Here is a 20,431-nt window from a genome sequence, read left to right on the forward strand (position 1 = left end):
TGGGTATTTCTCAAAAACTGAGGCATTGAGGGATTAGTGTCCAAATGGCGTCTACAAAGCTCGAGCTACTACTCCAGGTGTGGCAGCGGCTGTTGCACTCATTCGAGGAAATTGACAGTGATGAACTCCGAACGCTAAGCGAATCTTGGGAAAGGTCACTGTTACAAATAAACCAACTGCTAACAGCGCCAGAAGCAAGAGGCGCTCGCTCCTCATTGATAACGGGGCTGGAGCAAGGGTTGAGGGAAATTCCCGTTTTCCTCTCAAAGCTCAATCCTGCGATTCGTCCCGTAGCTGTTCAGACCTATAATCGCATCGTTAACGAATGCCTAGATGGGTTCTTCGAAAAAGACGCTCAATCGTTGGAAAAAATCATCAAGAGGGGGCGTTTGGTAAATGAGCGAGAATGGAGTTTGGTTCGCCATTGGATTGACTTAAGAGAAGGCGATGAAACATGTCAGGCCACCCTCTTGCTTTTCTATAAGTTGATTGACGAATACGAAGCGAAAAAATCTGTGTAGTGTTTCTGCAGTATCCCGAGTTATGTCTCGCAAGCAAGGTTTGCCGGGTCTCGCCCCGGCGGGCGACCTTCTTTCTTTGCTCGTGCAAAGAAAGAAGGCAAAGAAACACGCCCCACGCGCCAGAATCAGATTGGTTGCTTCGGAGACTCCGCCCGTCGCTTCGGCGTTATCGGCTTCGGGCACGTGCTGATGCGGCGTCCTGCCTTATCAGCACTGCGCTGGCGTCCTTGCCAGCGCACCCGACCGCTAACGTCGAATCGCCGGCTGGCGCGAATGGGGGCCCCGGGTTCTAGCTGGGGTTGGTTGCTTCGGCATTGCATCTCAGTCTGTCATTCCGGCGAAGGCCGGAATCCATTGTGTTTTCCAAAACCAAATTCAAATTGGATTCCGGCTTTCGCCGGAATGACAGGTGTGATTTGTTTTTTTTTGGCGCGCAGCGTGCCTTTGCCTTTCCCGCCGTCTGACGAGCCGAGCAACGTAATGGAAGCTGGGTTAATAGCCCGTAGCGAAGCGAAGGGGCGAGGCAGGACGCCGAAGCCTTTTCAGACTGCACAGGGATGTGCTGTCTGAAAAGCCCCAGCTGGAGTGGAGTAGCGCAGGGAACCGCTAAAACAGTTTCATCGTTTTAGCGGCGAGGAATACAGGCAATGTTCTTTTGGGTACTTTTCTTGCGCCAAGAAAAGTACCTCGCCCGCCGGGGCGAGACCCGGCAATGCCAGCTACTGAGCCACCTCGCCGGGCATGCCGCGAAACCATCAATAAACTGCAACTGACCCCAAGTCACTTACTTCCCAAGCCCGACTCCCAAGCGTAAGCTTCCGGCTACCCCGGCTTCCGAAGATCCCGAACATGACCGCCGCGTTGACTGTCATCAACACCCCGAATATCGATCCGCTGACCCTGCCATTCGAGCAGCTCAAAGCCGGCTACCAGCGGCAGCTGTTTCCGAGTGAGGACGAGCGGCGGGACCGGCTGAACCGGCTGCTGAAAATGCTGAAAGCGCACCGCGCCGAATTGGCCGCGGCGATCGATCAGGACTGGAGCGGTCGGGCGCCGACCGAAACCGACATTCTCGAAGTGTTTCCGGCGATTGAGGCGATCAAGCACAACCGCAAGCACCTGCATCGGTGGATGAAGCCGCGCAAGCAGGGCGTGTCGATCTGGTTCAAGCCGGGCAAGGCCTGGATCCAGCCGCAGCCACTTGGCGTGGTCGGCATAGTCTCGCCGTGGAATTATCCGTTGTTCCTGACCCTGGCGGCGGTCGCTGGCGCGTTTGCTGCCGGCAATCGGGTCATGGTCAAGCCGAGTGAATTTACCGGCCGTTTTGGCGAGGTATTGGCGGCAGCGGTCGCGGCCCATTTTGCACCGGACGAACTGGTGGTGATCAACGGCGGCGTTGAAACCAGTCAGGCCTTTTGTGCATTGCCATTTGATCACCTGCTGTACACCGGCTCGACTGCAGTCGGCAAAGCGGTGATGCGCGCAGCGGCCGAAAACCTGACCCCGGTGACGCTGGAGCTTGGCGGTAAATCCCCGGTGATCATCGGCACCGACAGCTCGCTGGTGTTGGCGGCCGAGCGCATCGTCAGCACCAAGCTGATGAACGCCGGCCAGATCTGCGTGACCGCCGATTACGTGCTGCTGCCGGTCGGCAGTGAAGAAAAATTTGTCAATGAAGCCAAGCGGGTGGCGCGCGCGCGCTATCCGAACTGGCCGCAGGATTTCAGCGCGCTGGCAACGCCGCGCCAGCGCGAACGCATCGCGGCCGTGATCGCCGATGCCGAAAGCAAAGGTGCGCAGCTGATCAAGCTGATCGACGCCGAAGATACCGCCACCCATTTTGTCCCGCGCATTGTCTTGCACGCCACTGACGACATGCGGGTCATGCAGGAAGAAATTTTCGGACCGCTGCTGCCGGTGCTGTCCTATCGCGCGCTGGTGGATGCCATTGCCTACGTCAACGCCCGGCCACGGCCGCTGGCCCTGTATTACTTCGGCTACCACCGTCAGGACATCGACAAGGTGCTGCACGAAACCCACAGCGGTGGCGTCACGCTCAATGATTGTCTGCTGCACGTCGGTCAGGAAGCGCTGCCTTTTGGCGGCATCGGACCGAGTGGCATGGGCCATTACCACGGCGAATTCGGCTTCAATACCTTTTCGAAACTGAAACCGATTTTCCATCAGAGTCGCTACAACGGCGCACCGCTTTTGTATCCGCCGTTCGGTGGTCGGGTCCGGGCGATGCTCAAATTCATGTTGGGCTGATTGCGCACAGAACACCGAACAGGAATTCTGCCGATGCTGACCCGTCGCCAACTGTTGTTGAGCACGCTGATTGGCGGCGCCGCGCTGGTCGGCTTGACGCTCGCGATCGCGCCCGGTGATGACGCGCCGGCCGCTCCAGCGGAATTGAAATTTCTCAATGGCGACGATGTGCTGGTGTTGACGGCGCTGATCCCGGCGCTGCTGGACGGCGCGCTGGCAACAGAACCGATGCAGCGTAGCCAGCAAATCCAGCAGCTGCTCATCCGGTTTGATCAAGCCCTGCTGCATCTGTATCCACGCACCCAAGCCGAACTGCGTCAGCTCCTGGATCTCTTGACCAACAAGGCCGGCCGGGTGGCGGTGGCCGGGGTCTGGAGCAATTGGGCCAACGCCAGCCTGAATGACAAACAGCAATTTCTGAATCACTGGCGCGACAGTTTTCTGGATTTGCTGCAAACCGCCTATTCCGGTTTGCACAATCTGGTGATGGCGTCTTTTTATGGCGATCCGGCCAACTGGGCCTTGGCCGGTTATGCCGGACCACCTACGGTGCGGTGAATTAGACGGTATTGATAGCTATGCAGCCATTCGAACGAGAGATCACTCTGTCAATTCGAAGGCTTTCCACGTTTTACCATTCAGAATCAGCACCATGATGGATTGCTGGCAAGGTGTTTGAGTTCCGCCCGTTCGACGAGCCGAGCAGCGGAGTGCAGTTTGGGTTAGTAGCCCGTAACGCAGTGAAGGGGCGAGGCAGGAAGCCGAAGCCTTTTCTGACTGCACAGGGATGTGCTGTCAGAAAAGCCCCAAACGGAATGAGCAGCGCAGGGCACCGCGCGTAGCGCGGCTCGGAGCCGGGCATGTTTCTTTGGTGACTTTCTTTCGCAAAGAAAGTCACCCGCCCGCCGGGGCGGGACCCGGCACATCAGCCGGCTGAAAAACAACGGAAATAATCAAACCAGCGGTGCGGCAACTACCTCACCCAAACCCACGCCCACCCTTCACAGGGGAGGTGGTTAAATATGCTTTGCAAGCACAGTGAAACACCGATGACGAGCGACTACTTCCACCAAACCTACGCAGACGATCGCTACGACCCCAGCTGGCGCCATATCAACGGCGAAACCCTGACCGACAGTCTCACGCTCAGCGCCGATGTGGTGATCATCGGTAGCGGTGCCGGTGGCGGTGTCACAGCGGAAATTCTGGCCGAGGCGGGTCTGTCGGTTCTCATCATCGAAGAAGGGCCGCTGAAAACCGCGAAAGATTTTCGGATGCGCGAAGACGAGGCTTACGCCCAGCTGTATCAGGAGGCGGCCGCGCGCAAAACCAAAGACAAGGCGATCAATATTTTGCAGGGCCGCAGCGTCGGCGGCTCGACCACGGTCAACTGGACCTCAAGTTTTCGCACGCCCAAACCGACCCGCGAATACTGGCAGCATGAATTCGGCACCACCGGCGTTGATGATGCGGTGATGCAACCGTGGTTTGAGCGCGCCGAAGCGCGCTTTGGCATTGCGCCCTGGCCGGTAGCGCCCAATGCCAACAATGCCGCGCTGCGCGATGGCGCCGCGCGGATGGGCTGGCACGCTGAAGTGATTCCGCGCAATGTCCGTGGCTGCGCCAATCTCGGCTACTGTGGCACCGGCTGTCCGATGAATGCCAAGCAGTCGATGCTGATCACCACCATCCCGCATGCGCTGGCACTTGGCGCAACGCTGGTGTCGCGGGTGCGCATTGAAACGCTGAACTGGCAGGGCAGCCGCGTGCAGTCGGCGACCGGCACCGCGATGGATGCCTTTGGCCAGCATCGCGATGGCGTCCGCGTCAACGTCACCGGCAAACACTTTGTCCTGAGCGGTGGCGCGATCAATACGCCGGCCTTGCTGCTGCGTTCGCAGTTGCCCGATCCCAATCGCTTGATTGGCGCCCGTACGTTTCTGCATCCGGTGGTCATCTCGGTGGCGCTGATGCCAACGCCGGTGCATGCCGATGCCGGCGCGCCGCAAAGTATTTATTCCGATGAATTTGTCTGGAAGCACGGCGTCAGCGAGCGCTGCGGTTACAAACTGGAAGTGCCGCCGGTGCATCCGTTGATCGGATCAACCATCCTGCTGCGGCACGGACTTGAACACGCCGGGTTCATGCGCGAATTGCCGCGTGTGCAGGCAACGCTGGCGCTGATCCGCGACGGCTTTCATCCGCAGTCGGTTGGCGGCCGGGTCGAGCTTGATGCGCACGGTGACGCGCTGCTCGATTATCCGGTCACTGGCTACCTGCTCGACGGCATGCACGATGCGTATCTGCGCATGGCGGAACTGCAATTCGCCGCCGGCGCCGAGCAGGTGCTACCGCTGCACAAGGATGCGACTCCGTATCGCGCGCTCGCACAGGCCAAGACGGCCATCGCCGGCCTGGCGAAAGATCCGCTGCGCACGCAGATGGTCAGTGCGCATGTGATGGGCGGCTGCGCATTTGGTGAAGACGCGGCGAAAACCGTCTGTGACTCCCACGGTCGCCTGCGCGGTTTTGACAACCTCAGCGTGCACGACGGTTCGCTGTTCCCGACCAGTCTTGGGGTCAATCCGCAGCTGTCGATCTATGGTCTGGTGATGAAATTGGCCACTGAGCTTGCCGGCGAGTTGACCCACTGAATGTCGGCCGGATGCGCGCGCTTGCCGGCGGCTGCTCGGGCGGGTACTGTGGCGACACATCGGGAGCACCTCCCGGTGTTTTCACCAGAATGATCTACCTGAACGATCCACAGGATCGAACCACCAGAACGATAGGGACGAACATGAAGAACATTGTCAAACTGGGTATGGTTGCTGTAATTGCGATGATGGCGGTGGGCTGTGCCTCGGTGCCGATGGCCACGAAGGAAGTGGACGCGGCTTCGAAGAAATTTATCGCGCCTGCAGACAAGGCCAATTTGTATATTTACCGCAATGAGTCGATGGGCGCTGCGATCAAGATGCCGCTGACCGTTGATGGTCAACATGTTGGCGAAACTGCTGCCAATACCTTTGTCCTGCGCCAAGTGGCGCCCGGCCCGCACAAGGTTCAGTCGCTGACAGAGAACAATGCCAGCCTCGACATCACGGCCGAAGCCGGCAAGAACATCTTTGTCTGGCAAGAAGTGAAAATGGGCATGATGTCGGCCGGTTCGGCGCTGCACTTGATGAGCGAAGAAGAAGGCAAGAAAGGCGTGCTGGAAACCAAGCAAGTGCAAGGTAGCGGCAACTAAGACGCCAATGACTGGCGGGGCGCAAGGTCCCGCCAGTCAGGTTTCGCAGGTCAGTTCCTGCCGGTCAGATTTCACTCGTCAGTCTTCGGCAAAGCGCAGCCCGATTCCCGCCGATTCCATCCGCACCACCTGCATGGGCAGCGTGGGCGGCTCTTCACCGCAACCCAGATTGCCCTGCAGGCGGACGCTCACAGTGCTACCGAGCGCCGGTCGCGGTCCGCTGTCGATAATCAAAAAAATGCCGGTGTCGGAGATGTTGCGGGTGGTGTAGACGTGGGTCTCGCCGGCCCAGCTGGCTTCCACTTTGAAGCTGGCTGGCAGGCGCTCGGCGCGCGGGTTCAAAGGATTTGTCATGTCGCGGCTGCTTTGGCAGGCTCATGGCCATCGGTTACCATGTGCCTTTCTAGATCGTTATTGGTTGGCGCGCAAGGCATGGGCAAGACAGTTATCTATCCGGGCACCTTTGATCCCTTGACCAACGGCCATGCCGATCTGGTCGAACGCGCCGCGCGGCTGTTCGATCATGTGGTGGTCGCGGTGGCGGCCCACACCAGCAAAAAGACCCTGTTTTCACTGGATGAGCGGGTCGCGCTGGCCCATAGCGTGCTGGGCAGTTTCCCGAATGTCGAGATTGTCGGCTTTCAGGGACTGCTGGCCGATTTTGCCCGCCAGCGTCATGCCAGCGCCCTGTTGCGCGGCCTGCGCGCGGTCTCCGACTTCGAATACGAATTCCAGCTGGCCAACATGAATCGTCGGCTGGCGCCGGAAATCGAGAGCCTGTTCCTGACCCCGTCCGAACACCTGTCGTTCATTTCCTCAACGCTGGTACGCGAGATCGCGCTGCTTGGCGGCGATGTGTCGGCCTTTGTCCATCCGGCGGTGGCGGCAGCGCTGAAGCAGCAAGCGGCCGCCCGGGCCTGATCGCCCGGCGCTGATCCGGGTCAAGGCGCGGCGCGGGTAAATCCGCCACGCTGGCTGCAGCTTGTGCACGCGGGCTGCGGCTTATGCAAGCTGGCTGCGCTTTATGAGTGAGACGGTTTCATGTCACTGAAAATCACCGACGAATGCATCAACTGCGATGTCTGCGAACCGGAATGCCCGAACGAGGCGATCTCGCAGGGCGAGGAGATCTACGTCATCGATCCGGACAAGTGCACCGAATGCGTCGGTCATTTCGATGCGCCGCAGTGCCAGCAAGTCTGTCCGGTCGATTGCATTCCTCTCGGTCAGGAAGAGTCGCGCGAGGTGCTGCTGGCGCGCTATGAAAAGCTGACCGGCAAGCCGGCTCCGCGCTGAATCCCGGCAATCGCGATCAGGAAAAGTACGACACGTATTCGGCCAGCGACTTCTTGCTAATCACCGGGACCTGGCAGTGTTCCGCCGGATGACCGACCACCACGATCATTTCCGCTCGCTCGCTTTCCGGTCGACCCAGTAACTCGGCGAGAAAGCCCATAGGGCTCGGTGTGTGAGTCAGTGTGGCAAGACCAGCATTGTGCAGGGCAGTCAGGAGTATGCCGGTGGCAATGCCAACAGACTCCGGCGCGTAGTAATGCTTGTGCTTGTTGCCGTCGGCATCGAGATGCCATTTTTGGCTGAATACCACAATCAGATACGGCGCAATTTCGAGAAATGGTTTCTGCCAGTCGGTGCCGAGTGGTGCTAATGCCTGCAGCCATTCCTGGCTGGCGCGGCGGGAATAAAATTCTCGCTCTTCCTCTTCGGCCGCGGCGCGAATGCGCTGTTTGATTTCAGCGTTGCTGATCACGGCAAAATGCCAAGGTTGTTGATTGGCGCCGCTGGGTGCGCTGCCGGCAGCCCACAAGGCTTGTTCAATCACTGCTGCCGGTACCGGTTTTGCTGAAAAATCACGAACCGTGCGCCGTTGCCGCACCAGGTTGGCGAAATCAGTGCTGCGGCGCAGTCGTTCGGTGTCATCGTAATCAGGTAGTGGTGGCAGCGGGTGCAGGCGAGCGGTGGTCATCGGCATAAGTTCGGCTAACGAGAGTGTGTGTGACAACAATACCAACTTCTGCGGCAATGCAAATGACTACACCGATACCTATCGCTACCGCGAAACCCGCAGCCAAGACGGCCATGGCTGGGATCACATTGCGTGATTGGCTTGCCGAGCAGCCCTATACCCTTACGCTAGGTTCCGGTTTCTTTGGCTTCTTCGGCCATTTTGGCGTGCTCAAGGCGCTGCTCGATGCCGGTTTGCCACCGGCGCGGCTGACCGGCGCCAGTTCGGGAGCGCTGGTCGCGGCCTGTTATGCCAGCGGCATGTCGATCGAAGCGATGCAGCAGTTGCTGTTCACGATGAAGCGGCAGGATTTCTGGGATCCGGGTTGGGCGATCTGGAGGGGCGGCCTGCTCAAAGGCGAGCAGTTCCGGGCGCAAATGCGCGCGACCTTTCCCTCCACCCACTTTGATGCGCTGCAAGTCCCGCTGGCCTTGTCGGTCTACAACGCCAGCCGTCAACGCACCGAGGTAATCGACTCCGGTGATCTGGTCGATGCCACCTATGCCAGTTGCGCCCTGCCAGTGCTGTTCCAGCCACTTCGGCGCAACGGTGAAACGCTGCTCGATGGCGGCGTCAAAGACCGGCCTGCACTGGCCGCGGTTGCCGATGACGAGCGCGTGCTGATTCACCATCTGGCTGCCAAGTCACCGTGGCGTCGGGCCGATGATCCGGCGCTGCGGCCGCCACAACGTGGCAACGGCACCACGCTGGTGTTGGTCGGGCTGACCCGCTGCAGTCCATTCAAGCTGGAACGCGGCTCGTTGGCCTTCGCTGAGGCTTATGCAACGACGACGGCGCGGTTGGCGCAGCCGTGGCAGCCACTAATGTCAGGCAACGTGCACGCTGCGGTGCCGCCAGCCAACGCGGTCGGACCGTAACTGTCGAATACGCTCATCGCCGACGCCGATTGAATACGTCTGCATCGGGCCGGCTTATGCCAGTTCGTTAGTCGGTATTGCGGTAATGGCCAGCTATGCTGCACCGTAGCAAAATCCCGGTTCAGGAAACGTACTGGTCATGACCGCTTCAGCCGTAAACAGCGCCGCCGCCCGGCCCATCCGCAAACTTCTGGTTGCCAATCGCAGCGAGATCGCCATTCGGGTAATGCGCGCCGCGAATGAACTCGGCATCAAAACAGTGGCGATTTACGCCGGCGAGGATCGCTTTTCGCTGCACCGGTTCAAGGCCGATGAAAGTTATCGGGTTGGTGAAGGCAAGAAACCGGTCGAAGCCTATCTCGATTGCGCCGACATTCTGCGCATTGCCCGCGATGCCGAAGTCGACGCCATTCACCCCGGTTATGGTTTCCTGTCCGAGAATCCGGAATTTGCCGAGGCCTGCGCGCAGGCTGGTATTGCTTTCATTGGTCCGCAGCCCAGCGTGATGCGCGGGCTTGGCAACAAAGTGGCGGCGCGCGAACTGGCGCAATTGGCCAAGGTGCCGGTGGTGCCGGCAACCGGGCCGTTGCCGCGCGATGCCGCGACCATTCAACAGCTCGCGGCTGGCATCGGCTTTCCGATCATGGTCAAGGCCAGCTGGGGCGGTGGCGGCCGTGGCATGCGCGTCGTGGAAAACGAAAGCGAATTGCTGTCGCAGATTGACGCGGCGCGCCGCGAAGCCGGCGCGGCATTTGGCAACGACGAGGTCTATCTGGAAAAACTGGTGCGGCGCGCGCATCACGTTGAAGTGCAGATCCTTGGCGATCGGCACGGCACTCTCGTGCACCTCGGCGAACGCGATTGCTCGGTGCAGCGCCGGCATCAAAAAGTGGTGGAGCAAGCGCCAGCACCGTATCTGAATGCCACCCAGCGCGCCGAGCTGTACGGCTATGCGCTCGCCATCGGCAAACAGGTCAATTACACCCACGCCGGCACCGTTGAATTTTTGATGGATGCCGACACCGGCGCGCTGTATTTCATTGAAGTCAATCCGCGCATCCAGGTTGAACATACGGTCACCGAAGAAGTGACCGGCATCGATTTGGTCAAAGCCCAGATCCGGATCACTGAGGGCGCCAAAATCGGCGTTATCGAAGGCGAGCAGGGCAGCGGAGTGCCATTGCAACAGGATATTCAGGTGCGTGGCTATGCGCTGCAGTGCCGGATCACCACCGAAGATCCGGACAACAGCTTCCGGCCCGATTACGGTCGACTGACCGCCTATCGCAGCCCGGCTGGCTTTGGCATTCGTTTGGATGGTGGCAGTGCCTACAGCGGCGCGGTGATCACTCCGTATTACGATTCGCTGCTGGTAAAAGTGACCGCGCGCGGGGCGACGCGTGACGAAGCGATCAGCCGAATGGATCGGGCGCTGCGCGAGTTCCGCATTCGCGGCCTTGCCACCAATCTGCAGTTCCTCGAAAACGTCATCAAGCATCCGGATTTTGTTTCCGGCAAATGCACGACTCGGTTTATTGACCAAACGCCCGAGCTGTTGCGGTCAACGCCGCGCCGCGATCGCGCGACCAAACTGCTGCGCTATCTCGGCGGCGTGGTGATTCATGGCCATCCAGAACTGAAAGGCCGGCATATAACTTCGGTACCGATTGAACCGCCAACGCCGTCGACACAGCTGTTGCAGCAGTCGATTCCGGCCGGCACACGTACCAAGTTAAAAGAGCTCGGCGCCGAGAAATTCAGCCAATGGATTCTCGATCAGAAACAGGTGCTGATCACCGACACCACGCTGCGTGATGCGCACCAGTCGCTGTTCGCGACCCGCATGCGCAGTCACGACATGCTGCGCATCGCCCCGTACTACGCCCGGCTGGCGCCGAACCTGTTCTCACTGGAATGCTGGGGCGGTGCAACCTTCGATGTGGCGCTGCGCTTTCTGAAAGAAGATCCGTGGCTGCGGCTGGCGCGCCTGCGCGAAGCGATTCCGAATACGCTGTTCCAGATGCTGCTGCGCGGATCGAACGCGGTTGGCTACACCAATTACCCGGACAATGTCGTCCGCTATTTCATCAGTCAGGCTGCCAGCAACGGCATCGATCTGTTCCGGGTATTCGACTCGCTGAACTGGGTCGAGAACATGCGCGTGGCCATCGACGCGGTGCGTGATACCGATGCGATCTGCGAAGGCGCCATTTGCTACACCGGCGATCTGTTCGACGCCAAACGGCCGAAATACAACCTCGCCTATTACGTCAAGCTGGCGAAAGAATTGGAAAAGGCCGGTTGCCATACCTTGGCGATCAAGGACATGGCCGGTGTCTGCCGCCCGCGCGCGGCGCGTGAACTGGTCAAGACGTTGAAACAGGAAGTCGGCCTGCCGATTCACTTTCATACCCACGACACCAGCGGCATCGCTGCTGCCAGTGTGCTCGCGGCCATCGACGCCGGTTGCGATATCGTCGACGGCGCGCTCGACAGCATGAGTGGGTTGACCTCACAACCCAACCTGAGTTCGATTGTGGCGGCGCTGGCCGGCACCGACAACGATCCGCAGCTCGACGCCAGCAACCTGCAAACGTTGTCGCTCTATTTCGAAGGCGTGCGCAAGCTGTACGCGCCGTTTGAACCGGACATGAAAGCCGGCACCGCGGATGTGTATCGCCACGAAATGCCCGGCGGCCAATACACCAATCTGCGCGAGCAAGCGCGTGGCCTGGGGCTCGAAGCGCGCTGGCCGGACGTGGCCGGCGCCTATGCCGAGGTCAATCAATTGTTCGGCGATATCGTCAAAGTGACACCGACCTCGAAAGTGGTCGGCGACATGGCGCTGTTCATGGTCGGTAACGGATTGACCAGCGCCGATGTGCTGAATCCGGACAAAGAAATCGCGTTTCCGGAATCGGTGGTTTCGCTGATGAAAGGCGAGCTTGGTTTTCCGCCGGACGGTTTCCCGCCCGCGCTGCAACAGAAAGTACTGCGTGGTGACAAGCCGCTGGCTGGCCGTGCCGGTGATTACGTCCCGGCAGCGGATCTGAAAACCGAGCGCGAGCAAGCCAGCAAGCTCTGCGAGCAGGAGCTGAGCGACACCGATCTGGCGTCCTATCTGATGTACCCGAAAGTGTTCGTCGAGTTCGCTAAGCATCGGGCCGAGTTCGATGACGTCTCGGTGCTGCCGACCCCGGCGTTCTTCCATGGCCTCGCCGACGGTCAGGAAGTGGTGGTCGATATCGAGCCGGGCAAATCGCTGATCATCCGGCTGCTCGGTCGCAGCGAGGTCGATGACGACGGCTTCTACAAGCTGTTCTTCGAGCTGAACGGTCAGGGCCGGCAAATCCGCATCCCGGCCGAGGTCAGCCAGGCCAAGGCCCGGCGCAAGGCCGAGGAAGGCAATCCGGCCCATCTGGGCGCGCCGATGCCGGGCCGCATCGCCCTGCTCAATGTCGTGGTCGGCCAGAAGGTCAAGCGCGGCGACCCGCTGCTGGCGCTGGAGGCGATGAAAATGGAGACCGTGTTGCGGGCCGAACTTGACGGAACTGTCACGGCCGTCCATACCAAAGTCGGGCAGGTTGTTGATGCCCGCGATCTGCTGCTGGAGCTGGTAGGCTAGGCGCCGGGCAGGTTGCTGCCGGGGCGCCTGGGTCGTGAGACCGGTCTGGGCCGGGCCTGGCGGGTGGTTTGACCGGTTGCGGGTTAGTTCCCGGACCGCAAGGATAAACGTTGCGTTTGCCGTCGGGATTGGTAGTATGCCCGGGCGAGATATTCACATCGTGTGTTGCGTGTTCGCGGACACCCTTGCAAATCGGTTTATCGCCTCGTCAGTGTCACCCTGTTGAGTCTCGTAAAAAAGGGGTTTCAGCCCGCAGGGGCGCCCTGGTTCATTTAATTCTGTGAGAGATGGAAAGCATGGCAACTGGTACTGTGAAGTGGTTTAACGAAACCAAGGGTTTTGGCTTCATTACTCCTGATGGCGGTGGTGAAGATCTGTTCGCGCACTTCTCGGCGATTCAGGTTCAAGGTTTCAAAGTGCTGCGCGAAGGCCAAAAAGTGTCCTTCGACGTTGTGCAAGGCCAAAAAGGCAAGCAAGCCTCGAACATCAAGCCGTTGGATTAATTCCAGCTGTTGATGTGAAAAAACCCGGCACTGCCGGGTTTTTTTTCGCCTGCGATTCGGCCTTGGATCAGAGCGGCTTGACCGGAATGCACATGTCGACGATGTGCCATTGCCGCGGGTGGCTTTTCGGGTCGTTGCGGTGATTCAGGAAGTAATCCCGATCGTCCGGTTGGAAACCGCTGGCTGGCAGCCATTCGTTGAAAGCGACGTCCCAGGCGGCGTAGCAGTCTGCCAGCGGCGCTTCTATATGCACCACCGCGTACTGGCCGCCAGACAGGGTGCGACAGCCAATCGCGCCGCCAACCGCGGTGCCGACTGGCACCGTCAGACAGACGTCGACCCGTAGCTGCTCAGGGTCGGTGCTGTCCGGGTGGCCGCCGAAAACGGTCAGCGCTTCCGACTGCGGAAAATTGACCAGCCCGCGCGGCGCGGCCCAGGTTAGCAAGCGGCCGAACAGTCGCTCAAACAGTTCCACATCTTGGTGATAACGACCGAAGTGACGGATATAGGCGACATTGCGTTCCACCAGCGTCTCGACCGTTACGTTCAGGGTTTGGCCATTTTGCATTTCGATTCTCCAAGCAAGGGGTTGGCTTGCCGGAGCACGATAGAGTTGCCGGATCATCGGCGCTTTGCCCGGCTTGCCGAGCAGTTTGCCAATCTTGCGATCGGCATCCGCTTGCAAACGCCAGGCGCCGGCCGTGGTCGCAAACTCCTGCCGAAAGGCCCGGGCAAACGTTGCCGGGCTGGAGAAACCACAGTCGTAGGCGATGCTGGTCACCGATCGTTCCGGCTGATTGCGCAGCAGAAAACAGGCCCGCGCCAGCCGTGTCCGGGCGATGAACTGGCTCAGCGTTTCTCCGGTCATCGCCTTGAAAATGCGGTGAAAATAAAACGGCGAAAAATGCGCGACAGCGGCGAGCGTTGGCAACGACAAATCGCCATCGAGATGGGCCGCAACATAATCGATGACCCGGTTTACCCGAGCCAGATATTCCGCCCGATGCGGATTGGCCAAATCGGAATCCATGCCGAGATCCAGCGGTGCAGGGAGGTCGGCACGATAACGGCAGTTTCGGGTGCTGTACAGCACGCCGCCCGTTTCAACGAACGCGGCGCAAGGCATGCCGAGCGTTGATCACAGGCTGCCGCCGTAGCTATTGAATCCGTTGCCACAGCCACGCTTTCGGCAGACGTTGCCGGCTTACTGTGCGCTGCCGCTGAGCCAGGCTTTGCGCAGCAGGCGGCCGCACTGCACCGAGGTGAAATAGGCTCTGCCGCTCGGGTCGGAACCACCAACTTGGCTGCTGTCGCGTCGGGCGATGACGCCGTACCAGGTTTTGCTGGCGTCAATCCAGGGATAGAAACCAAAGGCGCCGGCACTGCTGAAGGCGCCGTCGCCAACCGTCGGATCATCCTCCACCCAATGGCCGAGTGAATAATGCCAGGCCTCATCGCTGATATCGTTCTCGCCAAGTCCCGGTTCCGATTGATTGACCGGGCTGTAAAGGGCGCTCGGGCAGTCGCTGGAGTTGGTGTGCGTGCAAACGCTGTTGCGGCCCAGGTAATCATGCATGCGCAGCTGACCAGACAAAATTTTGCGCAGAAACCGGCTGTAGTTTTCTGCCGTCATCACGGCGCCACCGGCCAGCTGCGGATCGGAATAAAACACGCTGATATCAAGCCCAAGCTGGCTTTGCATTTCCGCCGCCAACTTGGGTTGCTCGGTCGTGGCATTGTCGAAGGTGTTGCCAAGGCCAAGCGAGTTTGTCGCATAGGCCTGAAAATGACCGCCGTTATAGAAAAAGTGACCGATATCCGCTGCGGTGGCATCGTCGTTGTGACCGCCGATATGGGCGGCGGTAAAACAATCTCCAACGCTGTGGCTCAGCGTGCAACTGCCGGACGACAGGCTGTGATAAGCGCTGGTGAAATTCAGATAGGTCAGCTCATCGGCCGACAGCGGATGCTCGGGCGTAACCGCCTGCTTTTCCAGCACATAGGCACCGAACAACCATTTTGATGCTGAAGCAATCGACATCAGGGTGCTTGCCGTTGGTGCTGCCGCCGACCCATCGCCACCGCTACCACTGGCCAAACTGTTGTTCTGATCGCCGATCTCCCAATAAAACGGCGTGATCGACGTGCACGCGACATTGTGCTGAACGGTCTCAATCGCCGCTTGCTGACGCTGCTGCACGCTGGGTTCGGTCGGTGGCGGATTGCTGTCGCCATCATCACCGCCACCGCTACCACCACCACATCCCGCCACGCTGGCCAGGCTGGCAAGCACATAAGCCGCCACCAGCCATCGCCGGGTGCTTGTCCGTTGTGAGTCGTGATGCATGAAACGCTCCTTGCGGTATGAACCGCTGCGCTTGGCGCGGGTCGGCATGGTTAATCGGAATCTGGCGGTATTGGACCTGATGCCAGCCGGCCGGTTTAGGCTGGGTGAGGATTTAACGTGGTTTTCGTGATTTGGTGCACCGGCATTCGGAATTTTTTTGGCGATTGATCCGAGCGCGGCCGAGTCTGTGGGCTTTCGCGGAAATTGCTTTTGTCGCGTTGGCTTGATCAATTACCAGTCGTTGCTGGTGCGGTTACCTTCCCCCTCCCCTGTAAAGGGGAGGGATGGGGCGGGGTAGTTGCCGCGCCGAGCTGTTCGGCTATTCCGAATTTCTGTAATCGGTCAGAGTCGCCGGGTCTCGCCCCGGCGGGCGAGTTACTTTCTCTTGCTCGTGCAAGAGAAAGTAACCAAAGAGAACACGCCCCACGCGCCAGAATCGGATTGGTTGCTTCGGAGACTCCGCCCGTCGCTTCGGCGTTATCGGCTTCGGGCACGCATTGATGCGGCGTCCTGCCTTATCAATGCTGCGCAAGCCGTCCTGGCTTGCGCACCCGGCCGCTAACGCCGAATCGCCGGTTGGCGCGAATGGGGGCCCCGGGTTCTAGCTGGGGTTGGTTGCTTCGGCATTTCTTTCTTGGTCTGTCATCCCCGCGTACGACTGCATGGATGCAGGAGGTAGAGCAACGCAGGAGCAGTTGCCGAAGCGGGGACCCAGTGTCTTTCCATGTTTCAAAGTCCCTGGGTTCCCGCCTTCGCGGGAACGACAGGTTGTTTTCGTTTTTTTTGCGCGCAGCGTGCCTTTGACTTTCCCGCCGTCTGACGAGCCGAGCAACGTAATGGAAGCTGGGTTAACAGCCCGCAGCGCAGCGAAGGGGCGAGGCACGACGCCGAAGCCTTTTCAGACTGCACAGGGATGTGCTGTCTGAAAAGCCCCAGCTGGAATGGCGTAGCGCAGGGAACCGCTAAAACAGCATCACCGTTTTAGCGGCGAGGAATACAGGCAATGTGCTTTGCCTACTTTCGTGCGCCACGAAAGTAGGTCGCCCGCCGGGGCGAGACCCGGCAGCGATCTTGAATTTCGAGATCCCCCAGTAAATGTTTGCGCTAAAATCCATTAGCGATGCTAAGTGCCGCAAGACGCTCTCCGGTTCACAGATATCTGAGGAGTTGCAGATGAATGATACAAGCAGAAGTTTCCCGGAGAATCTGGCTCGCATGCATGAACATGAAGAGCGGGTTAGATTTGCTTCGATCGAGAAGATTCTATCCAAGGGTGATTTTTGCGATCATGTTGACGCTATACATGATTCTCTTGATCATCTCTTTTTGCTGCTGCAGGAGGATTTTCCAGCTGGCAGCGAACAACATACACTTCAGCTGCTGGCAATTCGAGTGTTCAATTCGGGGGCATCTTCGCTGAAGCTTGGATTATCGGGGTACTTCCAAGCGGGATTTCAGCTGATCAGGGACATGTTAGAAATCGTTAACTTGCTTGACTACTTTTCTTTGTTCCCAGACAAAATTGTCCACTGGCGGTCTGCTGACGCGACCGTTATTAAGAACGAGTACGCCCCGGTAGTAATCAGGAGAGCTCTCGAGCAGAACCAAAGGTTTAGTAATCAAAGACGAGATAAACCATATAGATTACTCTCTGAGTATGCTAATCACCCAACATATAAAGGCTTTCTATTAGTTTCGCCAAACAACTCTCCGAGGCTCGGGCCAATTGAAGACGAGGGGTTGCTCAATGCATTCTTGGAGGAGTTGGCGATGCATTTGGTGCATTGCACGCTCGCAGCGAGCGGCATGATTGAATGCCATGACATCGATCGATTAAAAGCGGGCTTGATCTACGTAGATAGACTCCGTGCTTATTATGAAAAGCATATCAGGGGTCCGAGTGGGGCTCGCACAAGTTAGATTTGATGTTGTCCGAGTCGATGACCATAAAGCTTACCCCCGCCTATCAATCTTCCTCGCCAACATCACCGCCGTCGTCGTCTGCTTAACCCCCTCAATCGCCCCAATCTCATCCAACACTTGGTCCAGCCGCTCCGGCGATTCGGCCCGCAACAACAACATGTAATCCCAAATTCCGCTGACCGCTGACAACTCTTCAATCTCCGGAAAACGTCCCAGGCGCTTCACCACCGCCGGACCGACTTTCGGTTCCACCTGCAGCGCGCAGTACGCCCGCAGGCCTTTTTCTTCACCGGGTTTGCCGAGGCGCACGCCATAACCGCCGATGACGCCGGTTTTTTCCAAACGGGCAATGCGGGCGACCACGGTGGTGCGGGCGACACCAAGTTTGCGGGCGAGGGTGGCGGTGGCTTCGCGGGCGTTGGCTTGCAGCAGGGTGAGGAGTTGGCGGTCGAGATCGTCGAGTGGATCCATGGGGTTCATTCGCGTAGTGAGTTGGGTTTGTGCTGAGAGGGGGAGGCTTCCGGCTGAGTCCATGCCTGAATCAGGCGCATCTCGCCGAAACAACCAGCAATATCGTCATTCCGACGAGTCTAGCCTGCTTTTCGTCGTAATGCTCGCTGTATTCCGACGAAGCTGCTGCGCAGAATTTGCCCCGTCTATCGCCCCCACTTTTCCGGTCTGGGCCTACGCTTCAGACCCGGGTCAGGGCGCACTCGCTTTTCACGAATACGACGGAGGGATAACACCATGGCAGCTAACGATTTCAAACGGATTCTGGTACTCGGCGGCGGCAAGATCGGCATTGCCATCACCACCATGCTGGCCTCGACTGGCGACTACGAAGTGACCGTCGGTGACATGCGTCCGGTCGATTTTGGTATCCCGGGCGTCAAGAGCGTGATCGTCGATGCTGGTAACGAAGCCTCGCTGGCCGCAGCCCTGAAGAACGCCGATGCGGTGCTGAACGCGCTGCCGTTCTTCGCCGCCAAGAACGTCGCCAAGGTCGCTGCCGAGTGCAAGGTGCACTACTTCGACCTGACCGAAGACGTGGCCGCCACCAATGCCATCAAGGACATCGCCAAGACCGCCGAAACCGCGCTGATGCCGCAATGCGGTTTGGCCCCGGGTTTCATCGGTATTGCCGGTTTTGACCTGGCCAGCAAGTTCGACAAGCTGCAGGACGTGAAAATGCGCGTCGGTGCGCTGACCCGCTACCCGACCAACACCCTGAAGTACAACCTGACCTGGTCGACTGATGGCCTGATCAACGAGTACTGCGAGCCGTGCGATGCCATCGTCAATGGCGAGTTCATGAAGGTGCAGCCGCTGGAAGGTCTGGAAACCCTGCTGATCGACGGCGACGAATACGAAGCCTTCAACACCTCGGGCGGCCTCGGCACGCTGTGCGAAACGCTGGAAGGCAAGGTCCGCAACCTTGACTACAAAACCATGCGCTTCCCGGGTCACAACAGCATTCTGCGCCTGCTGATCAACGATCTGCGCATGATCGACAAGCGCGACACGCTGAAAGAAATCTTCGAACACTCGATGCCGTACACCAGCCAGGACATGGTCGTGGTGTTCGTCTCGGTGACTGGCTGGAAAGACGGCAAGTACCAGCAACAGACCTTCGCGACCCGCATTTTCCCGAAAGTCATCGCCGGCCTGAACATGACCGCCATCCAGCTGACCACCGCGGCCGGCATCGTTACCGCAATGGAGCTGATGCGCGCCGGCAAGCTGCCGCGCAAGGGCTTCGTGGCCCAGGAAGCGGTCAAGCTGGACGAGTTCCTGGCCAACCGCTTTGGCGGTCTGTACACGGCTTAAGGTATTCCCCGAGCGCGGCTTCACCCTCTCCCCGGCCCTCCCCCGTCAAGGGGGAGGGTTAGGGAGAGGGGGAAAGCCCCTAGCCGCAACCAGCTGGCAGGGCTGGTCAAATCCTGAGCATTCCGATATATTGCAATGCAGCAAACTGGTCGGACCGTGTTTTGCCCCAAGGTAAAGCGCCCGGCCATTTTTATGTCACTCCGGAACCGGTAGCGAGGCAGTCATGAGCAGCAACGTGCAGCAGTTGGTGTCGTCGGTGTTGGGCGCAGAGCGCGCGGTCTGGCTGTTCAACGCCATGGAAGTCGAAGCCCGCCTGCTCGGCAGCAGCGACAACGTCACCCGTGCCGAACTCGCCCAAGCCATGAACATGGCGCTGTTCTCGGATCTGTTGAAGCGGGTGCCGGAAGGCGCTCAGTACGTTGATGAAGCGATCCGCATCGGCCGCAAGATCAACTTCGATCACGGCGCGCTGCGCACTGTTGTCGCCAATCCTGTTTATGGAAACATGGGTGCCCTGCCGGTCGGTCATCTCGCCTTTGATCGCATCCTGAAGCCGCTCGGTTTTGTCATCGGCGGTCTGTATCCGCTGCCGCGTTTGAAAATGACCGGCCACGTGTACACCCACAGCGAATTGCCGGCCGATATCGCCCAGTTCTTCGTCTCCGAATTGCATGTCGATCAATTCTCCCCGGCGTTCCAGCAAGCCGTTGCCAACGTTGTTGGCAACTCGCGCGACCCGCTGATGGCGGACAGCAAAGCGTTGCTCGGCAAACTCAGCGAGCAGAAAGCGCTGACCATGGCTGAAGCATTGAAGTTGCTGCCGAACATCGTCGAGTGCTTTGCCCGCCAGCACGGCGAAGTGACCCGCGCCGATTACGACGTGCTGCTGAAAGAATCGGCCGAGATGGCCTGGATCAGCACCGAAGGCAATGCCTACAACCACGTTACCGATCGGGTCAGCGATGTGTTTGAACTGACCAAGGAACAGAAAGCGCTGGGCCGTTCGATCAAGGAAGCGGTGGAAGTGTCGGCCAATGGCCGCGTCCGTCAGACGGCGTTCAAAGCGGCGCAAGTCGAGCGCCGGATGGTCGATGCCGATGGTCGGGTCGCCACCTACACGGTGCCGGGTTCGTTCTACGAATTCATCAGCCGCGACAAATACCTGGATGAAGTCTCAGGTGAGTGGAAACTGGACCTGACCTTTGATTCCAGCAATGCCACCGGCATTTTCAAAATGACTGATGCGGCGAAAGTGGCGTAAGTCCCTCT

At 59.1% G+C, this 20,431-nt stretch carries 18 protein-coding genes; 13 read left to right on the forward strand and 5 right to left on the reverse strand.

Annotated features, from left to right (window positions below):
• Window positions 1-44 precede the first annotated feature (44 nt).
• The 5 genes from HPT27_RS04625 (at window position 45) to HPT27_RS04645 (ending at window position 6,036) form a co-directional block, all read left to right on the forward strand.
• Complete coding sequence (locus HPT27_RS04625; RefSeq protein ID WP_172239600.1) at window positions 45-521, forward strand: hypothetical protein; 477 nt, start codon at window positions 45-47, stop codon at window positions 519-521.
• Window positions 522-1,370: 849 nt separating this feature from the next.
• On the forward strand, window positions 1,371-2,789 hold the full coding sequence (locus HPT27_RS04630; RefSeq protein ID WP_172239603.1) for a coniferyl aldehyde dehydrogenase: 1,419 nt from the start codon (window positions 1,371-1,373) through the stop codon (window positions 2,787-2,789).
• Between the two features lie 33 nt (window positions 2,790-2,822).
• On the forward strand, window positions 2,823-3,347 hold the full coding sequence (locus HPT27_RS04635) for a twin-arginine translocation pathway signal protein (protein ID WP_172239606.1): 525 nt from the start codon (window positions 2,823-2,825) through the stop codon (window positions 3,345-3,347).
• 491 nt (window positions 3,348-3,838) lie between these two features.
• Window positions 3,839-5,443, forward strand: a complete 1,605-nt coding sequence (locus HPT27_RS04640; protein WP_172239609.1) for a GMC family oxidoreductase — start codon at window positions 3,839-3,841, stop codon at window positions 5,441-5,443.
• An 11-nt stretch (window positions 5,444-5,454) separates the two neighbouring features.
• On the forward strand, window positions 5,455-6,036 hold the full coding sequence (locus tag HPT27_RS04645) for a DUF2846 domain-containing protein (protein ID WP_211197851.1): 582 nt from the start codon (window positions 5,455-5,457) through the stop codon (window positions 6,034-6,036).
• A gap of 78 nt (window positions 6,037-6,114) precedes the next feature.
• On the opposite strand, the gene HPT27_RS04650 is transcribed toward HPT27_RS04645, so the two are convergent.
• On the reverse strand, window positions 6,115-6,390 hold the full coding sequence (locus HPT27_RS04650; RefSeq protein WP_172239612.1) for a PilZ domain-containing protein: 276 nt from the start codon (window positions 6,388-6,390) through the stop codon (window positions 6,115-6,117).
• 78 nt (window positions 6,391-6,468) lie between these two features.
• Between HPT27_RS04650 and coaD the strand changes: the two genes are divergently transcribed.
• Together coaD and HPT27_RS04660 are read left to right on the forward strand one after the other, a co-directional pair.
• A complete protein-coding gene (gene coaD, locus HPT27_RS04655; RefSeq protein WP_172239615.1) occupies window positions 6,469-6,957 on the forward strand; it encodes a pantetheine-phosphate adenylyltransferase in 489 nt (162 codons plus the stop codon).
• 120 nt (window positions 6,958-7,077) lie between these two features.
• Complete coding sequence (locus HPT27_RS04660) at window positions 7,078-7,332, forward strand: YfhL family 4Fe-4S dicluster ferredoxin (RefSeq protein WP_172239618.1); 255 nt, start codon at window positions 7,078-7,080, stop codon at window positions 7,330-7,332.
• A gap of 16 nt (window positions 7,333-7,348) precedes the next feature.
• Here the strand turns inward: HPT27_RS04660 and HPT27_RS04665 are convergent, their stop codons facing one another.
• Window positions 7,349-8,020 (reverse strand): nitroreductase family protein, encoded by a 672-nt coding sequence (locus HPT27_RS04665; protein ID WP_172239621.1) that lies wholly within the window; start codon window positions 8,018-8,020, stop codon window positions 7,349-7,351.
• A 113-nt stretch (window positions 8,021-8,133) separates the two neighbouring features.
• Between HPT27_RS04665 and HPT27_RS04670 the strand changes: the two genes are divergently transcribed.
• The 3 genes from HPT27_RS04670 (at window position 8,134) to HPT27_RS04680 (ending at window position 13,065) form a co-directional block, all read left to right on the forward strand.
• A complete protein-coding gene (locus HPT27_RS04670; RefSeq protein ID WP_172239624.1) occupies window positions 8,134-8,937 on the forward strand; it encodes a patatin-like phospholipase family protein in 804 nt (267 codons plus the stop codon).
• A 139-nt stretch (window positions 8,938-9,076) separates the two neighbouring features.
• Window positions 9,077-12,562: a pyruvate carboxylase gene (locus tag HPT27_RS04675; protein WP_172239627.1), complete on the forward strand. Its 3,486-nt coding sequence runs from the start codon at window positions 9,077-9,079 to the stop codon at window positions 12,560-12,562.
• Between the two features lie 287 nt (window positions 12,563-12,849).
• Entirely contained in the window at window positions 12,850-13,065 is a 216-nt protein-coding gene (locus HPT27_RS04680; RefSeq protein ID WP_328820209.1) for a cold-shock protein, read from the forward strand.
• A 67-nt stretch (window positions 13,066-13,132) separates the two neighbouring features.
• Here the strand turns inward: HPT27_RS04680 and HPT27_RS04685 are convergent, their stop codons facing one another.
• Window positions 13,133-14,095: an AraC family transcriptional regulator gene (locus tag HPT27_RS04685; protein ID WP_172239633.1), complete on the reverse strand. Its 963-nt coding sequence runs from the start codon at window positions 14,093-14,095 to the stop codon at window positions 13,133-13,135.
• Between the two features lie 174 nt (window positions 14,096-14,269).
• Entirely contained in the window at window positions 14,270-15,412 is a 1,143-nt protein-coding gene (locus HPT27_RS04690; protein WP_172239636.1) for a hypothetical protein, read from the reverse strand.
• A gap of 1,173 nt (window positions 15,413-16,585) precedes the next feature.
• Between HPT27_RS04690 and HPT27_RS04695 the strand changes: the two genes are divergently transcribed.
• The gene (locus HPT27_RS04695) at window positions 16,586-17,332 is read left to right on the forward strand and encodes a hypothetical protein (RefSeq protein WP_172239639.1); all 747 of its coding nucleotides are present in this window, start codon (window positions 16,586-16,588) and stop codon (window positions 17,330-17,332) included.
• Window positions 17,333-17,365: 33 nt separating this feature from the next.
• Here HPT27_RS04695 and HPT27_RS04700 read toward each other — a convergent pair whose 3' ends face one another.
• Window positions 17,366-17,806, reverse strand: coding sequence for an Lrp/AsnC family transcriptional regulator (locus HPT27_RS04700; RefSeq protein ID WP_172239642.1), 441 nt, complete (start codon window positions 17,804-17,806; stop codon window positions 17,366-17,368).
• Window positions 17,807-18,082: 276 nt separating this feature from the next.
• Between HPT27_RS04700 and HPT27_RS04705 the strand changes: the two genes are divergently transcribed.
• Together HPT27_RS04705 and HPT27_RS04710 are read left to right on the forward strand one after the other, a co-directional pair.
• The gene (locus HPT27_RS04705) at window positions 18,083-19,162 is read left to right on the forward strand and encodes a saccharopine dehydrogenase family protein (RefSeq protein ID WP_172239645.1); all 1,080 of its coding nucleotides are present in this window, start codon (window positions 18,083-18,085) and stop codon (window positions 19,160-19,162) included.
• A gap of 223 nt (window positions 19,163-19,385) precedes the next feature.
• Complete coding sequence (locus HPT27_RS04710; protein ID WP_172239648.1) at window positions 19,386-20,423, forward strand: DUF1338 domain-containing protein; 1,038 nt, start codon at window positions 19,386-19,388, stop codon at window positions 20,421-20,423.
• Window positions 20,424-20,431 lie beyond the last annotated feature (8 nt).

It is taken from the genome of Permianibacter fluminis (genome assembly GCF_013179735.1).
Lineage (GTDB): Bacteria > Pseudomonadota > Gammaproteobacteria > Enterobacterales > Permianibacteraceae > Permianibacter > Permianibacter fluminis.